Here is an 18,052-nt window from a genome sequence, read left to right on the forward strand (position 1 = left end):
AAACCCGGAGCAAACCTTTCGCTCCGGGTATAGGGGAATGGCTCATGGGATGAGCCGTGCGCTAATCAAAATAACAACTGACTAAAAAGTAGTCGTTATAGTTTAGTCTAGAACAGATTTTGGAAAGATCTAATGATTTTTTAAAATTTTTAAAAACCCATTAAATCAACAGCTTAATTAGGTGAGGCCCAAGTGGCTAACACTATACCCCAAGCTTATGCACAGCCTTTAAACAGGTTGTAAAAATTCTGAGTGGTGACCCGAGCAACCTCTTCTAACGTGATACCTTTAGTGTCAGCGACACATTTTGCAACATCGGTTACGTACGCAGGTTGATTTTGCTTTCCCCTGTGCGGCACAGGTGCTAGCCACGGACTATCTGTTTCTATTAGCAATCTTTCAAGCGGTAGTGCTTTAACGACATCTCTTAACGCCTCAGCATTACGGAAACTCGCAATACCTGAAATTGATATGTAAAAACCAAGCTCATCAATGGCACGCTCTGCCATCTCAAGCGTTTCCGTAAAACAGTGTAATACCCCACCACAACGCTCAGCGTGTCCATTGTTAAGCAAAGCCAGAGTATCTTCCCGTGCATCCCGGGTATGAATAATCAAAGGCTTATTCAGCTCAACAGCCACATCAATATGAGTTGCAAAGCTTTGTTGTTGTACGGCTTTACTATCAGCATCGTAGAAATAGTCGAGTCCTGTTTCGCCTATAGCAACCACACGTGACTCACTCGATAGCTGTTTTAGGTGAGCGTGCATTTGATCGAGTGGCGTTTTGTTGTCGCCGACATATAAAGGATGTAAGCCACAAGAAATACTTACGTCTTCAAACTCCGCTACGGTATCGCGCATATGCGGAAAATCCTCAAGCGTGACATTAACACAGAGAATTTTCTCAACTTGCTGTGCACGCGCGTTATCAACCACTTGCTGTAGCGTTAAACCGACTTTGGCAGGATCAATTTTATCCAGATGGCAATGGGAGTCGACAAACATTCTTGCTCCTAACGACTAAAATAACTGAGTCAGAATAGTACCACAGATTTGCCGATAGGGCTGAATCAAAGCCATACAGCGTAAGCGAAGTAAAGCTTCTTGCTCATCAATTATAAGTCCTACTAAACAGTGACCATCGATACCAACGAGTGAGCTTCCAACCACCAGCTTTCCGTTAAAAGGGGCTAATCCGTCAGGGAGCATAACCGATACTCGCAAGCGTTCTGCCGGCAGCTGCCGAACGCGACACCACAGCATCAGCAAAGTATCAATGGGGGAAATATGGCGGGCTAAGCTTTCGGGGGTATCAAAGCGATAATTAAGTTGTGGGATCACCTGCATCCGCTTGCGTCCAAGTTAACCATTGGTTTTGCAAGATTATAGCGAGGTTTAACCCACGTGCTTGAGTCGATAACTGCCTTAATTGTCGGAGCTCACTTATTTTTTGATCGATTGGCTGCACTGATGATAAACCGTTGATAACGACTGTTCGGTAACTATCGTAAAGTTCAGGAAACGTTAGTTGTGCAAGAGGTGCGGCTGCATGTACTTTCCAAAGATCGATCAACACGTGTTCGCTCACGTCAATCCACTGTAACGCGTTTTGTTTTGCACCCAGCGTAGGAAAAGGTGCTTGTTTGTCGATTGCCCGAAGAACCTGCTGTGCGAGCGCTTGTTGTTCCTCGGAATGCTCTTTAGGAAACGATATCGTTAGCCATTGCATGCGGCTGCGTAATGTTGCCAAAATGCGCTCTGGCTGCTGCACAGTTAGTAACCAGACGACATCCTCGGGCGGCTCTTCGAGCATCTTTAGAATCGCGTTGGAAGCTTGCTCCGTCATACGATCCATGGCCTCAAGGTAAATTACCCTGCGCCCGCCCTGGTTAGCTGTTTGATGAATGAATCGTGTTAAACGGCGTACTTCATCAACACCTAACGTACTTTGCTTATCATCGACTTTAAATTCAATAATATCTGGGTGGTTATTCGCTTTTCGTAAGAGACAGGCCTTACACTCGCCACAGGCGCGTTTGCCAGGCTTTCGACACAGCAATAACGATATGAATTCTTGTGCAAACGCCGCTGTTCCATACTCGGGCGCATGCTTAAAGTAATAAGCATGAGAAAGGCGTTGAGACTGAAAAGCGGCCAACAGCTGTTGCCAAGGTGTTCGCATCCAAGGAAAAGCCATTAGAACAAGTGCTCCTCTAAAGCTCGCAGAATAGCTTGATGAACTTTAAGCATTTCTTGATTGGCATTAATAATGACAATATTGGGGTCCCGTTTTGCTAGTTCCAAATACCGCGCACGCGTGCGTCGAAAAAACTCAATATCCTCTTCTTCGATTCGATCCAACTCACCGCGGCCACGGGCGCGTTGCAAACCCGTTTCTTCGTCCACATCCAGATACAGGGTCAGATCCGGTGCAAACGAACCGAGTGCAATCGTTTTCAGTTGTTTAAGCAGGTCAGCACCGAGTTCACGTCCACCGCCTTGATACGCTTGTGATGATAAGTCGTGACGATCGCCTATCACCCAAACACCATCCGTTAACGCAGGTTCAATGACCGTTTTTACCAGTTGTACGCGGCTTGCGTACATAAGTAATAATTCTGTCGCAGGTTGCACCTGCTCTTCCCAACGTTGCTTCACAAGCTCACGAATGGCTTCAGCCATCGGCGTTCCGCCTGGTTCACGTACGGTTTCAGTGCGAATACCCTTGGCCTGAAGATGGCTTACGATACTTGCAATAGCCGAGCTTTTGCCTGCACCCTCTAAGCCTTCGATTACAACAAATTTCCCTTCCATTTAAACATCTTTCCTATTGGCTATTCGGTATCTTGATTGAGCTGATAACGGCGCACAGCCCGTTGGTGCTGCTCTAATGTCTCAGAGAATACATGCTCGCCCTGCTTATTGGCTACAAAATAAAAGTAGTCGGATGGCACGGGTTGAGCGGCCGCGCGCACAGCCGCTTCGCTTGGAATGGCGATAGGCGTTGGCGGTAAGCCATCGATCCGATACGTATTATAGGGCGTTTTTTCTCTCAAATGCGCACGCGTAAGATTACCATCAAAGTCATCAATACCGTAAATCGTTGTCGGATCAGACTGCAAACGCATGCCGACACGCAACCGATTATGGAACACACTAGAAACCAAATCTCGCTCGCCCGACAGGCCGGTTTCCTTTTCGATAATCGACGCTAAGATGAGCAGCTCGTAGGGCGAGTCCACTTCACATCGGGGATTACGCTGTTGCCACGCCTCGTTCACGATAGTTTTCATTTTATCATGTGCTCGGCGTAAAATTGAGCGATCGGTTTCATGTGCACGATAGTGGTAAGTTTCTGGATAAAACCACCCCTCAGCCGATGCTTGCTCAATCCCCATAATTACCGACAATTCATCCACACCGTCAATTGTGTGCTTCATATATTCCGCTCTATTCAGCTGCGTCATCCATTGGGTTATGGTCTGACCCTCTATCAAAGTGATACTGAACAAAGCTTCTTCATTATTCTTGATTCGACTCCATAGCGATAGCCACGAGTCATTGGAGGATAAACGGTAAACGCCGGCCGGCAGCCGATCCACTCCAACTAGAAATTGGCTTAAACGATAGTCAAGTTCACTAAAATCGCGGTTAAAACGTGAATTAACTCGACTGACAATCGAGCGAGCAGTATCGCCTACAGCGACTTCAAACACATCATCATTACCTGCTGATGCAAGCGGTTGAGCCAGCCGCCATTGGGTTAATGCGAATACCGCGGCTGACATCAAGACAACGAGACATAAAAATAAAGTTAGGAATTTAAGCGCACGTTTCATCAATAAATGCTTTTAGATCGACCGGTATTTGAGTATTGATTACCTTATCATGTATTTGCGATACAGGAATCACTCCCTTTACCGAATTGGTGATAAACATCGAACTCACAGAACATAAATCAGCCACTTTCGCTTCTATAATGTTAAGCGCGGGGAGCAACTCACGTTCGATTATCGCTTCTCTCATGACGCCCGCGACACCACAACGATCGAGCTTAGGTGTATACCAGACCCCATCAGCATACCAAAATAGATTACCTTGAATCGCTTCGGTAACGTAACCATTACTTGAACACACAATGAAGTCATCAAAACTCGCGGATTTAAGTTCTTTATGGAGCAGTACCTGTTCGAGTCGATTGAGTGTTTTTAAACCCGCCAACAGCGGCTGCTCTCCAAGCCGAGTCTCCGCTACAGCCACTTTAACCGCCGAGTTGTTCAGCTGAGGTCTTGTTGATGTTGTTAAATACCAATTAGGGTGACAGTCTGATGGCAAACGATAGCCCTGACGACTATTCCCTCGCGTGATAATAATCTTAGCTACACCCGTTACGTGCTCCCGACAAGCCGCTAACAGGCTGTCCTCGATTGTTTTTAGTAGCCTGTCAGGTAACGGTATCTCGAGTCGCTCGCTAGCAGCAATTAAACGCTGTTTATGATAGGGCCATAATTGAGGCTGCTGATGTTTGAACAGGATCGTCGTGAAATGTCCATCACCGAATTGAAGACCACGATCAAATCCCTTATCCGCATCGTAGAGTGTATCAAACATAAACCAAGCCTCGGCTGTGTAACGTACTCTCGTAAATTTTCACATAAAAAAGGCGGCCATAGGCCGCCCTTTCGGTATTACAGCTAACTGCGTGTAATTAGTCGTCAGAGTGCGACTTAACGTAATCGATTGCAGCTTGAACAGTTTTGATCTTCTCTGCTTCTTCATCAGGAATCTCAGTTTCAAACTCTTCTTCAAGCGCCATAACCAATTCTACTGTATCAAGTGAATCAGCACCTAAGTCATTTTCGAAAGAAGCTTCTGGTTTAACTTCTTCTTCTTTAACACCTAGTTGCTCGATGATGATTTTTTTTACGCGTTCTTCGATAGTGCTCATGATTATAAAATCCTTAAATAGTCTTCACGAGTGTCAAAATTTTCGGCTAGTTTAGTGAAACCAACGCGAAATATAAAGTAAAAATTTAAAAATATCCTAGAGGTCATACCCCTTGGACTTTACACCATGGCCATACCACCATTCACGTGAATGGTTTCGCCAGTGATATAAGCGGCGCCCTTGCTCGCTAAAAATACTACGGCAGAGGCAATTTCTTCCGGCTGACCCAAACGCTCTGCTGGAATATTAGCATAGATCGCCTGTTTCTGATCATCCGTTAATGCTTTGGTCATATCGGTGTCGATAAATCCAGGCGCGACACAGTTTACGGTAATACCGCGCGCGGCTACTTCTTTAGCCAATGATTTTGAGAAGCCCACCAAACCCGCTTTTGCTGCACAATAATTGACTTGTCCAGGGTTACCAGTCGTACCCACAACTGAACTGATATTGATGATGCGACCGTGACGGCGCTTCATCATGCCACGAATAACCAGTTTGCAGATTCGGAATACAGCAGTCAGGTTAGTATCGATGACTGCGCTCCAGTCGTCTTCCTTCATTCGCATCATCAGGTTGTCACGGGTGATCCCCGCATTATTGACGAGGATATCGATTTTTCCATGCGTCTTTTCAATATCTTTAATTTTTTCGGCAAGCTCGTCGACTTCGTTGACGTTTAATGCGAGTCCTTGGCCCTTGTCGCCAAGATAATCAGAAATTGATTCAGCGCCTTTGTCACTGGTCGCCGTACCAATAACAAAAGCACCTTGCGCTGCTAATTGTTCAGCAATTTTGCGGCCGATGCCACGACTCGCACCTGTAACCAGAGCAACTTGTTCATTTAATGAAAACATGGTCTACCTCTTTACTTATTCAGTAGTAAAAGCTTCGGGCGTATTGAGTGCTTGGCACCCAAAGGCTTTGGTAATTCGCTTTGAAAGGCCTGTGAGTACTTTCCCAGGGCCCACTTCATAGGCTGCTTGGACATCCATATCGGTCAGCTTTTCGACCGTTTCGGTCCAACGAACGGGAAAATACAGTTGGCGCACTAGCGCATCTTTTATCGCCTCCGGATCGTCATTAACCGTAACATCAACATTATTAATTACAGCACATGACGCTGGTTTAAAGGTCACCGATTTTAGCGCGGACATTAATTGCTCAGCAGCGGGTTTCATCAGCTCACAGTGTGACGGAACACTCACTGGCAACGGAAGTACACGTTTCGCACCTGCTTCTTTAAGCAATTCGCTCGCACGCGCAACTGCATTGCGATGACCCGCAATCACTACTTGGCCAGGTGAGTTGTAATTTACCGGAGTTACCACCTCATCATCGGCTGCTTTTTGACATAACTCAGCAATGACCTCGTCATCCAATCCAATGACTGCCGCCATCGCACCCTCGCCCGGTGCCACTGCGTTCTGCATTGCCTCACCGCGTAATGCGACTAGACGAACGGCATCACGAAATTCAAGCACGCCTGCACAGGTTAATGCCGAATACTCGCCTAAGCTATGACCAGCCATCACGGTGGGTTGATGTAACCCTTTCTCCTGCGCTAAGCGAAACAGCGCGACACTCGCTGTTAACAACAGCGGTTGAGTAATACGCGTATCATTAAGTTTTTCCTCAGGCCCGTCTTGCGCTATGGTCCATAAATCATAGCCCAACTCCTCAGACGCTTCCGCAAAGGTTGCCTGAATCACCGCATGTTCTTGAGCAAGGTCAGCAAGCATCCCCTGAGATTGAGATCCTTGACCCGGAAATACATAAGCAATTTTTGTCATAGTGTCCTCTAAAATTTAACCAACGCGGAACCCCACGCGAAGCCGCCGCCAAACGCTTCTAAAAGTAAATTGTCGCCGCGCTTAACACGGCCATCACGCACTGCCACATCGAGTGCGATAGGCACCGAAGCAGCCGAAGTGTTGCCTGTTTTATCGAGTGTTATAATGACCTGCGACATCGGCAGTTTCAATTTTTTGGCGGTTGCTTTGATAATTCTTAAGTTTGCCTGATGAGGAATTAACCAATCCAACTGGTCAGGACTCATATCATTGTCAGCTAAGGTATCAGTTACCAACCGACTCAACTTGTCGACTGCGACACGGAATACCTCATTGCCTTTCATGTACATCCAGCCACCGCGCTCAGATTCGTCTGTGCTTCTATTTGGTTGCGCAGCCCCCAATAAATGAGCGAATTCACCGGCACTGGCTAGATGAGTTGAGAGAATACCCGCTTCAGCGCTACTTTCAAGTACCACAGCGCCCGCGCCGTCACCAAATAAAACCAACGTATTACGGTCTTCGGGATGGCACAGCCGCGCTAACACATCGCTACCAATAACTAAAACACGTTGATGTTGTCCGGTTTTAATATATTGATCAGCTACACTGAGTGCGAAAATAAAACCTGAGCACGCAGCTCCGACATCAAACGCAGGTGTTTCTGTTATCCCTAGCAAGGCTTGAATTTCACAGGCTGCACTTGGGAATGCATAATCTGCAGACGTCGTTGCTACAACGATCATATCGATATCATTTGCGGAGATATTGGCGGCATCTAGCGCTTTTCGTGCTGCTGCTGCGCCCATCGAGGCCACGCCTTCATCAACACTTGCAATGCGGCGTTCTTTTATACCTGTGCGCTCTGTAATCCATTCGTCAGAGGTATCGACTTGTCGACTTAAGTCGTCGTTCGTGCGTCGCTGGTTCGGGAGATAATGCCCAGTACCGGCGATTTTTGAATACGTCATAAAATGGGTGCTTAATGTTGTTCTAATAGGACCGATTCGACACGATCTTGAATTTTTTCGGGAAGACGATGATTCGCTTCCTTAATCGCGTGAGAAATCGCGCTTTCGAATGCTTTTGCATTCGCACTGCCATGGCTTTTAACAACCACGCCACGCAATCCTATCAAACTTGCACCATTGTAGTGGTCGGGCTTCAATCGCTGCCACGATTTTTTAGTTCTTTTTTGTAAAAACTTAAAGAACCAACTGTATAACCAGTGCGAGGTCAACGAAGCCTTTAACTCGTCAATAATCAATGTCGCGAGGCCCTCGCAACTTTTAAGCGCGATATTGCCAACAAAGCCGTCACATACAATGACATCTGCACGTCCACTGAACAGATGATTACCCTCGATAAAACCGATGTAATTAACGTGTTCTGATTGACTCAACTGCTGTGCAGCGGTGCGTACTTCGTCATTACCTTTGAGTTCTTCCTCCCCCATATTAAGTAACGCGACTGAAACATTTTTATCTGATTCGAGCACTCGAGCAGCCACCGAACCCATCACGCCAAACTGAAATAACGTTTCTGAGTCGCAGCTCGGATTAGCACCTAAATCAAGTAGATAAGATCGCCCGCCCGTCATGTTGGGAATAGCCGCCATTAACGCAGGTCGTAAGACGCCAGGAATTGGCTTAAGGATAAAATAGGCTTGCGCCATTAGCGCGCCCGTGTTTCCACCGCTGACCACACCATCCACTTCGCCGTGAGCATGCATATCTAGAGCTATGCGCATAGAAGACTGTGGCTTTTGACGCATCGTTGCGCCCGGTTTATCGGTCATTTCTACCACTTGTTCCGCATGAACAAGTGTAACTTGGGGATGTTCGGAAAGGTCGAACTGATTGAGTAAGGGGGATAAGATAGCCTCATCACCGACCACGACGAATTGTGTCGTTGTGTTCTGCTTAAGGCTATTTTTTAAGGCTTCGAGCACAACAGAGGGGCCATTGTCGCCCCCCATTGCATCGATCGCTAGTTTTAATTCAGGCATAGCCTGGAATCAACAATTACTTGTTGACGACCTTGCGACCTTTGTAATAACCGTCAGCTGTTACGTGGTGGCGACGATGAGTCTCACCAGAGGTAGAGTCAACCGACAGTGTAGGGCCGCTTAGCGCATCGTGTGAACGACGCATGTCGCGTTTTGAACGACTTTTACGATTCTTTTGAACAGCCATTTACGCTATCTCCTAGTTATTTACGCTTTAATTCTTGCAACACAGCGAATGGGTTATCAGAAGGTTTTTCATCTTCCTCAATTTCGCCCCATGTCATTGCGTCACGGTCTACTGAGCAGTCCTCTGGTGCATGTCTAGCCACAAGAGGCATTGCCAAAATGAGTTCATCTTCAATTAACCCATGAAGGTTAACTTCGCCGAATTCGTTAGTCTCGATCGCTTCATAGCGCTCTGGTAACTCTTCAGCTCCCTGCTTGGAAGAAACAGGAGCATACGCAAATTGCGCGGTAATATCAACCTCAAATGGCTGATTACAGCGCTGGCAGGTTAAAATAACACTGACCGACGCCGTACCGGAAAAATAGCTCATGCCCTGCTCGTCTACGCCAAACTCGACGATCACTAATGGATCAGTCTCACAAGGCTTCGCAAGCAACTCTTGCAAACGTTTCAATGTTTGAACAGGCACAACCCCATCAAACGTTTGCTTTTTATTCGCGCTCTTTACCGGGTCAACGCTGACCGGAATTCTGACCTTTTGCATAGGCGGCTTATGATACCTTTTATGACAGACTCTGACAAGCTTAATCGGGTTACGCGAGCGGGTTCACGCCGACATTACGTAACAGTTCAAGCAACTTAATAGTAGGTAACCCGATCAAACTGTTCGGATCTTTTCCTGATAACTCTGCAAACAGTGCTGTACCTAACCCTTCACTTTTGAAGCTACCCGCGCAATTTAACGGCTGCTCAAGCTCGACATAGCGAGTGATTTCCGCCTCTGTAAGATCGGTACGGAACGTAACATAGAAAGGTTCGCATACGGTTTGCGCTGTATTCTCGGCTGCATCGTACAAACTTAAGCCGGTGTAGAAAGTAACCTTTCGTCCTACGAAGCTGAGTAACTGCGTTATGGCTCGCTCTTTCGTGTGTGGCTTACCCAGAATCTCGCCATTACAAACAGCAACTTGGTCTGACCCAATGATTAGCGCCTCCGTCGCGTTAGACATTGCAAAACTGACCTTTTTAGCCTTTGCTTCAGCGAGCCTCTGCACCAGCGCTTGCGGCGATTCGCCTGGTAAGGCTTGCTCATCGATTTCAGGTTTGAACGTTTCGAAATCAAGGTGAAGACGCTCCATCAATTCGCGTCGGTACGGAGAAGATGAGCCAAGAATAAGTGTTCGAGCCATATCATTCATCCTTTAAACAGCAGTTTTTATTCGTTGTAGCACAGTTGGCAAGCCCATCAGTTCATCTATCACAGTGACAGCGCCATGTTCGATGAGTCGCTCACGGGGGTGAGTACCAAAGCTTACGCCCACCGCTTTCACTCCAGCGTTGTTTGCCATTTGCATATCATGAATAGAGTCACCGATAAGCACTGTCTCGTGCGCCTCAACTTGAAGTTCAGTCATGAGCTCATGCAACATTTTAGGTGAAGGCTTGCCCTCACTCTCATCGCTGCATCGCGTGGCAGCAAAAAAATTGCCTGTTTGAGTTTCAACCAACACCCTATCAAGCCCACGTCGTGCTTTACCCGTTGCAACGGCCAGCTGCAGTGACTCTTGCTGAAGTTGTTGTAGTAACGTCAAAGCCCCGGTAAACAGGGGCGATGGTGTTTGGTTTCGCTCCACGTATTCATCGCGATACACGGCTAAAAAAGACTGATGAGTCGTGGCGTCAAGCCGACCAAATAAACGCTCGATGGCAGGCTCTAAGCTGATACCGATAATCTCCTGCACCTCGCTACGAGAAGGTACCGGCAGTGATAATGTGCGAGCCGTTTCCTGCATTGCCGAAACAATACGCGGGACGGAATCCATTAGTGTCCCATCCCAATCAAATACGACGAGTTTGACCACGTTAACCTCGTTTACCTATTAGATTCGCGTCAGCTCACTGAGAATAGTCGATAACGAGCTATCCATCGGGGCTTCGAATGACACTGTTTCATCAGTGACTGGGTGTTTAAATGAAAGTTGCCACGCGTGTAAGAATAATCGTGTCAGCCCGCCCTGCTGCATGCGTTCATTAAAAGGCGCATCACCGTATTTAGGATCACCTGCAATGGGATGACCGGCGTGTAACGCATGCACACGAATTTGATGAGTACGTCCCGTCACAGGGGAAGCTTCAACAAGTGTCGCTTCCGCATAGCGTTGATTGATTCTAAAACGAGTATGGGAGGGTTTACCCTCGGCATCCACACGCACAATTCGTTCACCAGATTTCAGCGTGTTCTTTTTTAAGGGCGCCTCGACACTCCGTACACTTTTTTGCCACTGACCGCGAACCAGAGCGAGATATTGTTTGTTCATCTCTTTATCCCGCAATTGGGCGTGCAAAGCCTTAAGTACACTGCGCTTTTTCGCAATCATCAGCAAACCACTGGTATCCCGATCGAGTCGATGCACAAGCTCGAGTGCCGTATCTTTTGGACGCAGTGCGCGCAACCCTTCAATCAGGCCAAAGCTCAGCCCGGAACCACCATGAACAGCGAGCCCCGAGGGCTTATTCACTATCATGAGTGCATCATCTTCATAAACAATGGCTTGCTCAAGTTCAGCTACCTTTGCTAATTTCGGTGATGGCAGTTCTGGTTTGGCTGAAACCTTTACGGGCGGGATTCGGATAGCGTCCCCTGCTTTGATTTTGTAATCTGGCTTTGTGCGTTTTTTATTAACGCGCACTTCACCCTTTCGCAAAATACGATACACCAGCGACTTAGGAACCCCCCTGAGTCGCGCGATTAAAAAATTGTCGATACGCTGCCCTGCTTCGTCGCTAGCAACGTCGTGCCACTGCACTTGATTAAATTCTGTGTCCATGCCGCTATTTTAACATCAACTTTGCGCGCGTGTGCACAAAAAAACGTGCTTGTCTTGCATGCATCATTTGTGATTTAATGAAGTGTCAAATTTTATGCCACGCTGAGTCGTTGTCAGCAGCCTAGGTAAGGCGCACACTCAGTGGATGGTTTGAGACGACATAAATCGTGTGGTTGGCGACAAACCATGCTCCTCCCCTACGTCGAGATACGGTTAACCGAGATTTCGAATGCACAGGGTTAGGTTGGAGATATTTTTGTCAGCGAGCTACGTTCGTAATTAACGCTACTGGGTAGCGTAGCCCTCGATAACCGTTTGTTTCGAGGAGCGGATTTGAAGACAGACAGTCAATCAGATAAAGAATAGTTTGAGGCGCACGTTAAATTCTGTGAAAAATGAATATAACGGGTGGCCATGCAAGGTTCCTGACGAACCCCAAGTACAATCAGTTAAAGAAGTAAAGCACGTCTGCTACCGCTATACGCTTACCAGTGGCACAATGATATTGAGTCACTAAAATGAAGAGAATGTTAATCAATGCCACGCAGCTAGAAGAGTTGCGTGTAGCGCTGGTTGATGGCCAGCGCTTGTACGATTTAGACATCGAAAGCCCAGGTCATGAACAGAAGAAAGCGAATATTTACAAGGGTAAAATTACCCGCATCGAGCCGAGTTTAGAGGCCGCTTTCGTCGACTACGGCGCTGACCGCCACGGTTTTTTACCCCTCAAAGAAATCGCAAAAACCTACTTCCCTGATGGCTACACTTTTAATGGTCGCCCAAACATTAAAGATGTTGTACGCGAAGGCCAAGAGGTTATCGTTCAAATCGATAAAGAAGAACGAGGTCAAAAAGGCGCGGCCCTAACAACCTTTATTTCTTTAGCAGGTAGTTATTTGGTACTCATGCCGAATAATCCGCGCGCCGGTGGTATCTCGCGTCGCATTGAAGGTGAAGAACGTTCTGCACTGAAAGACGCATTGAGCGAAATCAACGTGCCTAAAGAGATGGGGTTGATTGTTCGTACTGCTGGTGTTGGCAAGTCAAAAGAAGAGCTTGAATGGGATTTAAACGTCCTTATTCACCACTGGACAGCAATCACGGAAGCTGCCGAGAAGCGCGCTGCTCCGTTCTTAATTCATCAAGAGAGTAACGTTATCTTTAGAGCGTTGCGCGATTACTTGCGCCGCGACATCGGTGAGGTGCTGATCGACAGTAAAAAAGTGTTTGAACAGGTTCGTGACCACATTCAGCTTATTCGTCCCGACTTTGTGAGCCGCGTTAAGCTGTATGAAGGCGACGTGCCTTTATTCAGTCATTACCAGATTGAAAGCCAAATCGAGTCGGCTTTTCAACGCGAAGTCCGCTTACCGTCAGGCGGTTCGATTGTTATCGATCCAACTGAAGCCCTTACCTCAATTGATATTAACTCCGCACGCGCCACAAAAGGCGGCGATATAGAGGAAACCGCGTTTCAGACAAACCTTGAAGCGGCTGAAGAGATTGCGCGTCAGCTGCGTCTGCGCGATGTCGGCGGCTTGGTGGTTATCGACTTTATCGATATGACACCCACTCGTCATCAACGTGAAGTTGAAAACCGCTTACGTGACAGCCTTGCGCATGATCGCGCACGTATTCAAGTCGCCCGTATTTCACGCTTTGGCTTACTCGAAATGTCGCGTCAGCGTTTGCGTCCGTCACTAGGCGAGTCGGCGAATGCGGTATGTCCTCGGTGTAGCGGTCAGGGCACGATTCGTTCAAGTGAGTCGCTTGCTCTGTCGATTCTGCGTCTAATTGAGGAAGAAGCAATAAAAGACAACACTGTTCAAGTACAAGCTCAGGTGCCTGTCTCGGTTGCCACTTTCTTGTTAAACGAGAAACGCGCTTCTGTTATTAAGATCGAAGAACGCCACAACGTTAAAGCAGTTATAATCCCGAATCATCACATGGATACGCCTCACTTTGATGTTATTCGCATTCGTGATGACGAGATACCAGAGGCTGCAAGCTTTAACCAGGTGCAAAAACCAGAGCAGCAAGAAGAAAGCGTTGCAATTACCTTAACTAAAGAACGTCAGCAACTTGAGGAACCTGCGCTTAAAGGCCTTCAGGCACCAACAGCGCCACCTGCGCCGACGCCCCACCCTCAACCACAAGTAAAAGCCGAGGCACCTTCAATTCTGAAGCGCATCAGCCTTTGGTTGAGTAAGTTATTAGGCACTGATGAAGCTGAAGACAAACCACAGGAAAATCAGCAGCGTTCTAATAATAACCAGCGCCGCGGTCGTAACAACCAACGTCGTAACAACCGTAATAATGGTCGTCGCAACAATAATCGTTCGGCCAATAAACGTGACGCTGAAAAATCAAATGCCGAAACTGACAGTAAGTCAAATGACAATGCTAAGTCAGCTTCGGAGCGCAGTAATACGGAAGGTCGTCCGAATGCTAACCGTCGTAATCGCCGCGGTCGCAATAGAAACCGTAACCAAAACCAGAACCAAAATCAGGCTAACGGTAAACAGGCTGATACCGTCAATAAACAAATTGAGCAACAAACAGCTGATAAGCCAAAAAATGAGCAGCAAGAAAAACGTGATTCACAACCTAAGAAGCGTCGTGAACCACGTAAATTAGAGCGCTCTGTACGTGTTAAAAATAACCAAGCAAATCAGCCTGAAAGCTCGGATAAGCAGGATCGAGCAAAGCAGCCCGACAAAGCGCAAGAAAAGGCAGTTCAACCGAAGCAACAAGTTCAAAAAACTGACCAGCCAAAGCAAGATGAGTCAGTAGTGGAAACAAACGCTCAGGTCGATAAAGCTTCGGCAGATGACGTCATTAAGAAAAAGGTGATGGATCCACGTATGCAAGCAGCTGCTGAACTGGTTAAACAGGAAGCCGTTGATACTCAGGCCGCCACAGAACCATCAACGACGGAATCAAAGGCTGCAAGTGACGTCGTTGAATCGTCTGATGCGGAAGCTGTTGATGCCGCTGAAGAGAAAGTATCAGTGAAGTCTGAAGCAGCAATTCAGGCAGAAGAACGTGCTGAACCTGCTCAAGCCGAAGACACGACGACACAAGCTGAGCAACCGCTAGTTGATGAAACGACTGAAGTTAAACCTGAAGAACAGTTGGGCAGAGACGCTGAGCAAGAACAGTCACCTACTCAGGCGACAGAACAAGCCTCTGCTCCAGCGGCCTCACCAGCTACTGAGAATTCATCTAAAGAACGTAATCGTTCACGTCGCTCACCACGCCATATGCGTGCTGCAGGTCAGCGCCGTAAACAAGAGCGTGAGAATAACCAGCAGAGTAAAGAAGTCGCTCAACCCGTGCTACCTTCAAAGATTTCAGGTGGCAAAGCGTTTTCAGGCATGACGAAAGCAACGGCTCAAGTACGCGATTCAGAGTTCACTGCATTGCCTATCGCGCAAGCAGACTCACGCAAGCCATTTAGTAAGTCTGAGCGAATGGCTTCAATTGCATTCGCGACCAAATCAGCGAAAGCTGAGATGACAAAATGTTCTAGCTAAGGTCAACGGCTAGGATCGGACAATAAAAAAGGCTGCCCATTCGGCAAGCCGTGCAGTTAATGTGGTGCTAGTGACTTAGTATTTGATGAAAATGCACTATAATTGAGTGAGTTAACTTAATTATGGTGCTTTTTTTTGTGAGAAAGAAATCTAGCCAGAAGGATTGCAAGTAAACTTTTGTAAGTTTACTAAATGCGAGAATTTTGGGATATTTCCAGAGGATACTACACATCGAGCATTATCTGACGAAAGCTTTAACGGCAATGCACCAGAACGTCAAGTAACTAAACACCACCCTCTGTACTGAACATCAGGCTCAGGCAAAAATGAAGCCGCGCTTGTATGCAAAGCTTGTAAGAACAGAATAGCCAATGGAGAGATAGTTCAAGCCACCTATATGCTTAAGAGCAATCAAGCTGTTATCGAGGAATATGAGCGGTTAAGTCGATATCTGGAAGTAGAGAAACCCAAGTGTACTAACCCTGAATGTCCTACCTATACCGTTGAATTCTTTGAGCCTAGTGTTAAAAAACGTGGTTATACAGGTGCTGGAACACCTAGGTATGAGTGCAATCATTGTGGAAAAACCTTAACTATTGGTAAGCAGACCAGAAAGCAAAAGAGACCAGAGATCAATATCAGGTTGTTCAATCTGATATTGATGCACACACCGCTAAGAAGGATCATTAAACATTTAGATATTTCTCCCCAAACGCTCTACGACAAGATAGATTTTATTCATAACCAATGCTTGAAATTTGTAGCAGAGCGAGAAGATAAACGTAACACTGAGCTTTATGGAATCAGTACAGCTTGTCTAAAGACTAGTTACATTTTCGCGTTCAATTTCAATTTCGAAGAACGATTAACCCAATCAGAAATTGAGCTGCTGGCTGATACTTATAACGATCATGAAAAACCCAAGCATCATCGATATACCGCTAGGATATGGCTTGAACATGAATTTGCTTTGGCTACGAAACAAAAATCTAAACTGTCTGAGTCGCAATCAAGTAACCTTCAAGAACAAGTTGCACAAAAAATTGAACAAGAGTTGTGTTCATCTGACTTAACAAGCTCTGAACATATTGATGGCGATGTAAAATAACCGTCAAAAGGTGTGTTGGTTCACAATGAATATACAATGATGGCGCATTTCCTTCTCGTTAAGAGGCTTACCGAATACGCAGGAAAAACTCGCTTTTACATGGATCAAGATACAGGGATGAAAACTGCCTATTTAAGCATTTTTAAAGACGATATATTGAAAGGTCTTAGCGATGGCTTTTTAGTTAGGGCTTCTAAAAATTTGAGTGTCGATGAAAAGCGAAAGGCTGTAAGTGAAACAAATCGGGTCATAAAGAAACGTACCGGTATACCAAGACAGGATTTATCAAATAAAGATTTTAGAGAAGTCGTTAATGAGATGATTCTAGAGCGACTAGATAAACTCCAAGTAATTAAGCACTCCCCGGAAAAGTGGTTGGAATATCCTGTTGCAACACTGCCAGAGCCAGCAAAATTGGTAGCGGCAATAACAAACATATCCAGATACGATGAAAAGCACCAAGCTAACTTGTATAGAAAAGCTAGCCTACACGCTGTCGATAGATTTTTTATGCACGTGAGAAGAAGCGTTAACCTTTTGGAACGCCCTCATTCTTCTGCAACGAATCGTTCACGAACATGGCACGGCTACGCACCATATAACCCAGCCATGCTAACTAAAATGGCTGATATTTATCGTGTCTATTACAACTACGTTAATAAAAATGATAAAGGTGAAACACCTGCAATGCGACTAGGACTGGCTAAAGGGCCGGAGACTATAGAGAAGATTATTTATTATGGAAAATACAAAAACAGTAAAACACAAAAGAAATCGAATTAGTTAGCGTGACTTCTTGTTTGAGTGAAGTTTGACTTACCTAATTCTCCAAGTTAGTTTAAGAAACATACTTGTAGGACGATAAACAATTACAGGAAGTTATCATATGCTAAAACTTAAAACCTTTATTTCGATATTTGTCCTAGCCATCCCTTTTTTCACCCACTCCGATGAGCTATATGACGCTTTAATTAAAAAATCCAATGCAGGAAACGCTGAAGCAACTTACCATTTAGGTATGCTCTACAATAATGGTATTGGTGTCGCCAAATCTCCTACCAAAGCTTTTGAGCTTTTTTTAAAGGCTGCTAATAATGATGATCCTCTTGGTCACTATAAAGTAGGTTGCTACTACGCAGGGCAGTTTGGTGAAATTCAAGGTTTAACTTTAAGTAAAGATAAATCTTTTCAACATAAACTTATTGCTGCTGAAGCTGGATATAATCTGGCACAGAATGATATTGCATCAGCTCACTATCAAAAAGGTAATATTGCTAAGGCAATTGAATGGGCTGAGAAAGCTGGCAATCAAGGTCACGTACAATCGTTATCTAATTTACTATCCCTATACTTAGCACCAGACAGTGAATTTCAAAGTAATCGGGACGCTTATCTAGTTTCCCTAAAACTTCAAAAATTAATTCCTAAAAATAAGCGCCTCGAAGAGATTAAATCTGAATTGGAAAGCAAGTTAAGTGAAACTGAAGTCAAACAAGCCGATAATTTAGCAGCTACTTGGCAGCCGCAAGTTAGCAATTTAACCAAGCAAGCGATGCAAGGTATAAACCGTTCTAAATCAATTGCAGGGATTACAACAGGCGATTGATTCCAAAAATCATTTTGAAATTACTAAGTACCGTAC

The 18,052-nt window shown here is 45.9% G+C and carries 20 protein-coding genes; 4 read left to right on the top strand and 16 right to left on the bottom strand.

Annotation, left to right across the window (positions count from 1 at the left end; all coding sequences use genetic code 11):
• Window positions 1–215: 215 nt before the first annotated feature.
• From B2X00_RS12470 to rluC, 16 genes are all read right to left on the bottom strand, one after another.
• Entirely contained in the window at window positions 216–1,007 is a 792-nt protein-coding gene (locus tag B2X00_RS12470) for a TatD family hydrolase (protein WP_290488000.1), read from the bottom strand.
• A 15-nt stretch (window positions 1,008–1,022) separates the two neighbouring features.
• Window positions 1,023–1,349: a hypothetical protein gene (locus B2X00_RS12475; RefSeq protein WP_290488002.1), complete on the bottom strand. Its 327-nt coding sequence runs from the start codon at window positions 1,347–1,349 to the stop codon at window positions 1,023–1,025.
• Window positions 1,327–2,199 (bottom strand): DNA polymerase III subunit delta', encoded by an 873-nt coding sequence (locus B2X00_RS12480; protein ID WP_290488004.1) that lies wholly within the window; start codon window positions 2,197–2,199, stop codon window positions 1,327–1,329. The genes B2X00_RS12475 and B2X00_RS12480 overlap by 23 nt, the downstream gene beginning before the upstream one ends.
• Window positions 2,199–2,816 (bottom strand): dTMP kinase, encoded by a 618-nt coding sequence (tmk, locus tag B2X00_RS12485; RefSeq protein ID WP_290488006.1) that lies wholly within the window; start codon window positions 2,814–2,816, stop codon window positions 2,199–2,201. The genes B2X00_RS12480 and tmk overlap by 1 nt, the downstream gene beginning before the upstream one ends.
• A gap of 20 nt (window positions 2,817–2,836) precedes the next feature.
• Window positions 2,837–3,841: an endolytic transglycosylase MltG gene (mltG, locus tag B2X00_RS12490; RefSeq protein ID WP_290488008.1), complete on the bottom strand. Its 1,005-nt coding sequence runs from the start codon at window positions 3,839–3,841 to the stop codon at window positions 2,837–2,839.
• On the bottom strand, window positions 3,825–4,613 hold the full coding sequence (gene pabC, locus B2X00_RS12495; RefSeq protein WP_290488010.1) for an aminodeoxychorismate lyase: 789 nt from the start codon (window positions 4,611–4,613) through the stop codon (window positions 3,825–3,827). Before pabC ends, mltG begins: the two co-directional genes overlap by 17 nt.
• A 97-nt stretch (window positions 4,614–4,710) precedes the next feature.
• Complete coding sequence (acpP, locus tag B2X00_RS12500; protein WP_071462711.1) at window positions 4,711–4,950, bottom strand: acyl carrier protein; 240 nt, start codon at window positions 4,948–4,950, stop codon at window positions 4,711–4,713.
• Window positions 4,951–5,069: 119 nt separating this feature from the next.
• The gene (fabG, locus tag B2X00_RS12505; RefSeq protein WP_290488012.1) at window positions 5,070–5,807 is read right to left on the bottom strand and encodes a 3-oxoacyl-ACP reductase FabG; all 738 of its coding nucleotides are present in this window, start codon (window positions 5,805–5,807) and stop codon (window positions 5,070–5,072) included.
• 15 nt (window positions 5,808–5,822) lie between these two features.
• Entirely contained in the window at window positions 5,823–6,743 is a 921-nt protein-coding gene (gene fabD / locus B2X00_RS12510; protein ID WP_290488014.1) for an ACP S-malonyltransferase, read from the bottom strand.
• Between the two features lie 8 nt (window positions 6,744–6,751).
• Window positions 6,752–7,714 (bottom strand): beta-ketoacyl-ACP synthase III, encoded by a 963-nt coding sequence (locus tag B2X00_RS12515; protein WP_290488016.1) that lies wholly within the window; start codon window positions 7,712–7,714, stop codon window positions 6,752–6,754.
• An 11-nt stretch (window positions 7,715–7,725) separates the two neighbouring features.
• Window positions 7,726–8,751, bottom strand: a complete 1,026-nt coding sequence (gene plsX / locus B2X00_RS12520; protein WP_290488018.1) for a phosphate acyltransferase PlsX — start codon at window positions 8,749–8,751, stop codon at window positions 7,726–7,728.
• A 16-nt stretch (window positions 8,752–8,767) separates the two neighbouring features.
• The gene (gene rpmF, locus B2X00_RS12525) at window positions 8,768–8,938 is read right to left on the bottom strand and encodes a 50S ribosomal protein L32 (protein WP_071462706.1); all 171 of its coding nucleotides are present in this window, start codon (window positions 8,936–8,938) and stop codon (window positions 8,768–8,770) included.
• 16 nt (window positions 8,939–8,954) lie between these two features.
• Window positions 8,955–9,482, bottom strand: coding sequence for a 23S rRNA accumulation protein YceD (yceD, locus tag B2X00_RS12530; protein WP_290488021.1), 528 nt, complete (start codon window positions 9,480–9,482; stop codon window positions 8,955–8,957).
• A 49-nt stretch (window positions 9,483–9,531) separates the two neighbouring features.
• The gene (locus B2X00_RS12535) at window positions 9,532–10,128 is read right to left on the bottom strand and encodes a Maf family protein (RefSeq protein ID WP_290488022.1); all 597 of its coding nucleotides are present in this window, start codon (window positions 10,126–10,128) and stop codon (window positions 9,532–9,534) included.
• 12 nt (window positions 10,129–10,140) lie between these two features.
• Window positions 10,141–10,800 (bottom strand): HAD-IA family hydrolase, encoded by a 660-nt coding sequence (locus tag B2X00_RS12540; protein ID WP_290488024.1) that lies wholly within the window; start codon window positions 10,798–10,800, stop codon window positions 10,141–10,143.
• A gap of 18 nt (window positions 10,801–10,818) precedes the next feature.
• The gene (rluC, locus tag B2X00_RS12545; RefSeq protein WP_290488026.1) at window positions 10,819–11,766 is read right to left on the bottom strand and encodes a 23S rRNA pseudouridine(955/2504/2580) synthase RluC; all 948 of its coding nucleotides are present in this window, start codon (window positions 11,764–11,766) and stop codon (window positions 10,819–10,821) included.
• 518 nt (window positions 11,767–12,284) lie between these two features.
• Here rluC and rne point away from each other — a divergent pair.
• From rne to B2X00_RS12565, 4 genes are all read left to right on the top strand, one after another.
• Entirely contained in the window at window positions 12,285–15,302 is a 3,018-nt protein-coding gene (rne, locus tag B2X00_RS12550; RefSeq protein WP_290488028.1) for a ribonuclease E, read from the top strand.
• Between the two features lie 397 nt (window positions 15,303–15,699).
• Window positions 15,700–16,410, top strand: a complete 711-nt coding sequence (locus tag B2X00_RS12555; RefSeq protein ID WP_290488030.1) for a hypothetical protein — start codon at window positions 15,700–15,702, stop codon at window positions 16,408–16,410.
• 99 nt (window positions 16,411–16,509) lie between these two features.
• Window positions 16,510–17,193 carry a hypothetical protein gene (locus B2X00_RS12560; protein WP_290488032.1) on the top strand — a complete coding sequence of 228 codons (684 nt, stop codon included), beginning with the start codon at window positions 16,510–16,512 and terminating at the stop codon, window positions 17,191–17,193.
• Window positions 17,194–17,296: 103 nt separating this feature from the next.
• Window positions 17,297–18,016, top strand: coding sequence for a tetratricopeptide repeat protein (locus B2X00_RS12565; protein WP_290488044.1), 720 nt, complete (start codon window positions 17,297–17,299; stop codon window positions 18,014–18,016).
• Window positions 18,017–18,052 lie beyond the last annotated feature (36 nt).

The sequence above is a fragment of the Idiomarina sp. UBA3162 genome (assembly GCF_002364475.1).
In the GTDB taxonomy this organism is placed as follows: Bacteria; Pseudomonadota; Gammaproteobacteria; order Enterobacterales; family Alteromonadaceae; genus Idiomarina.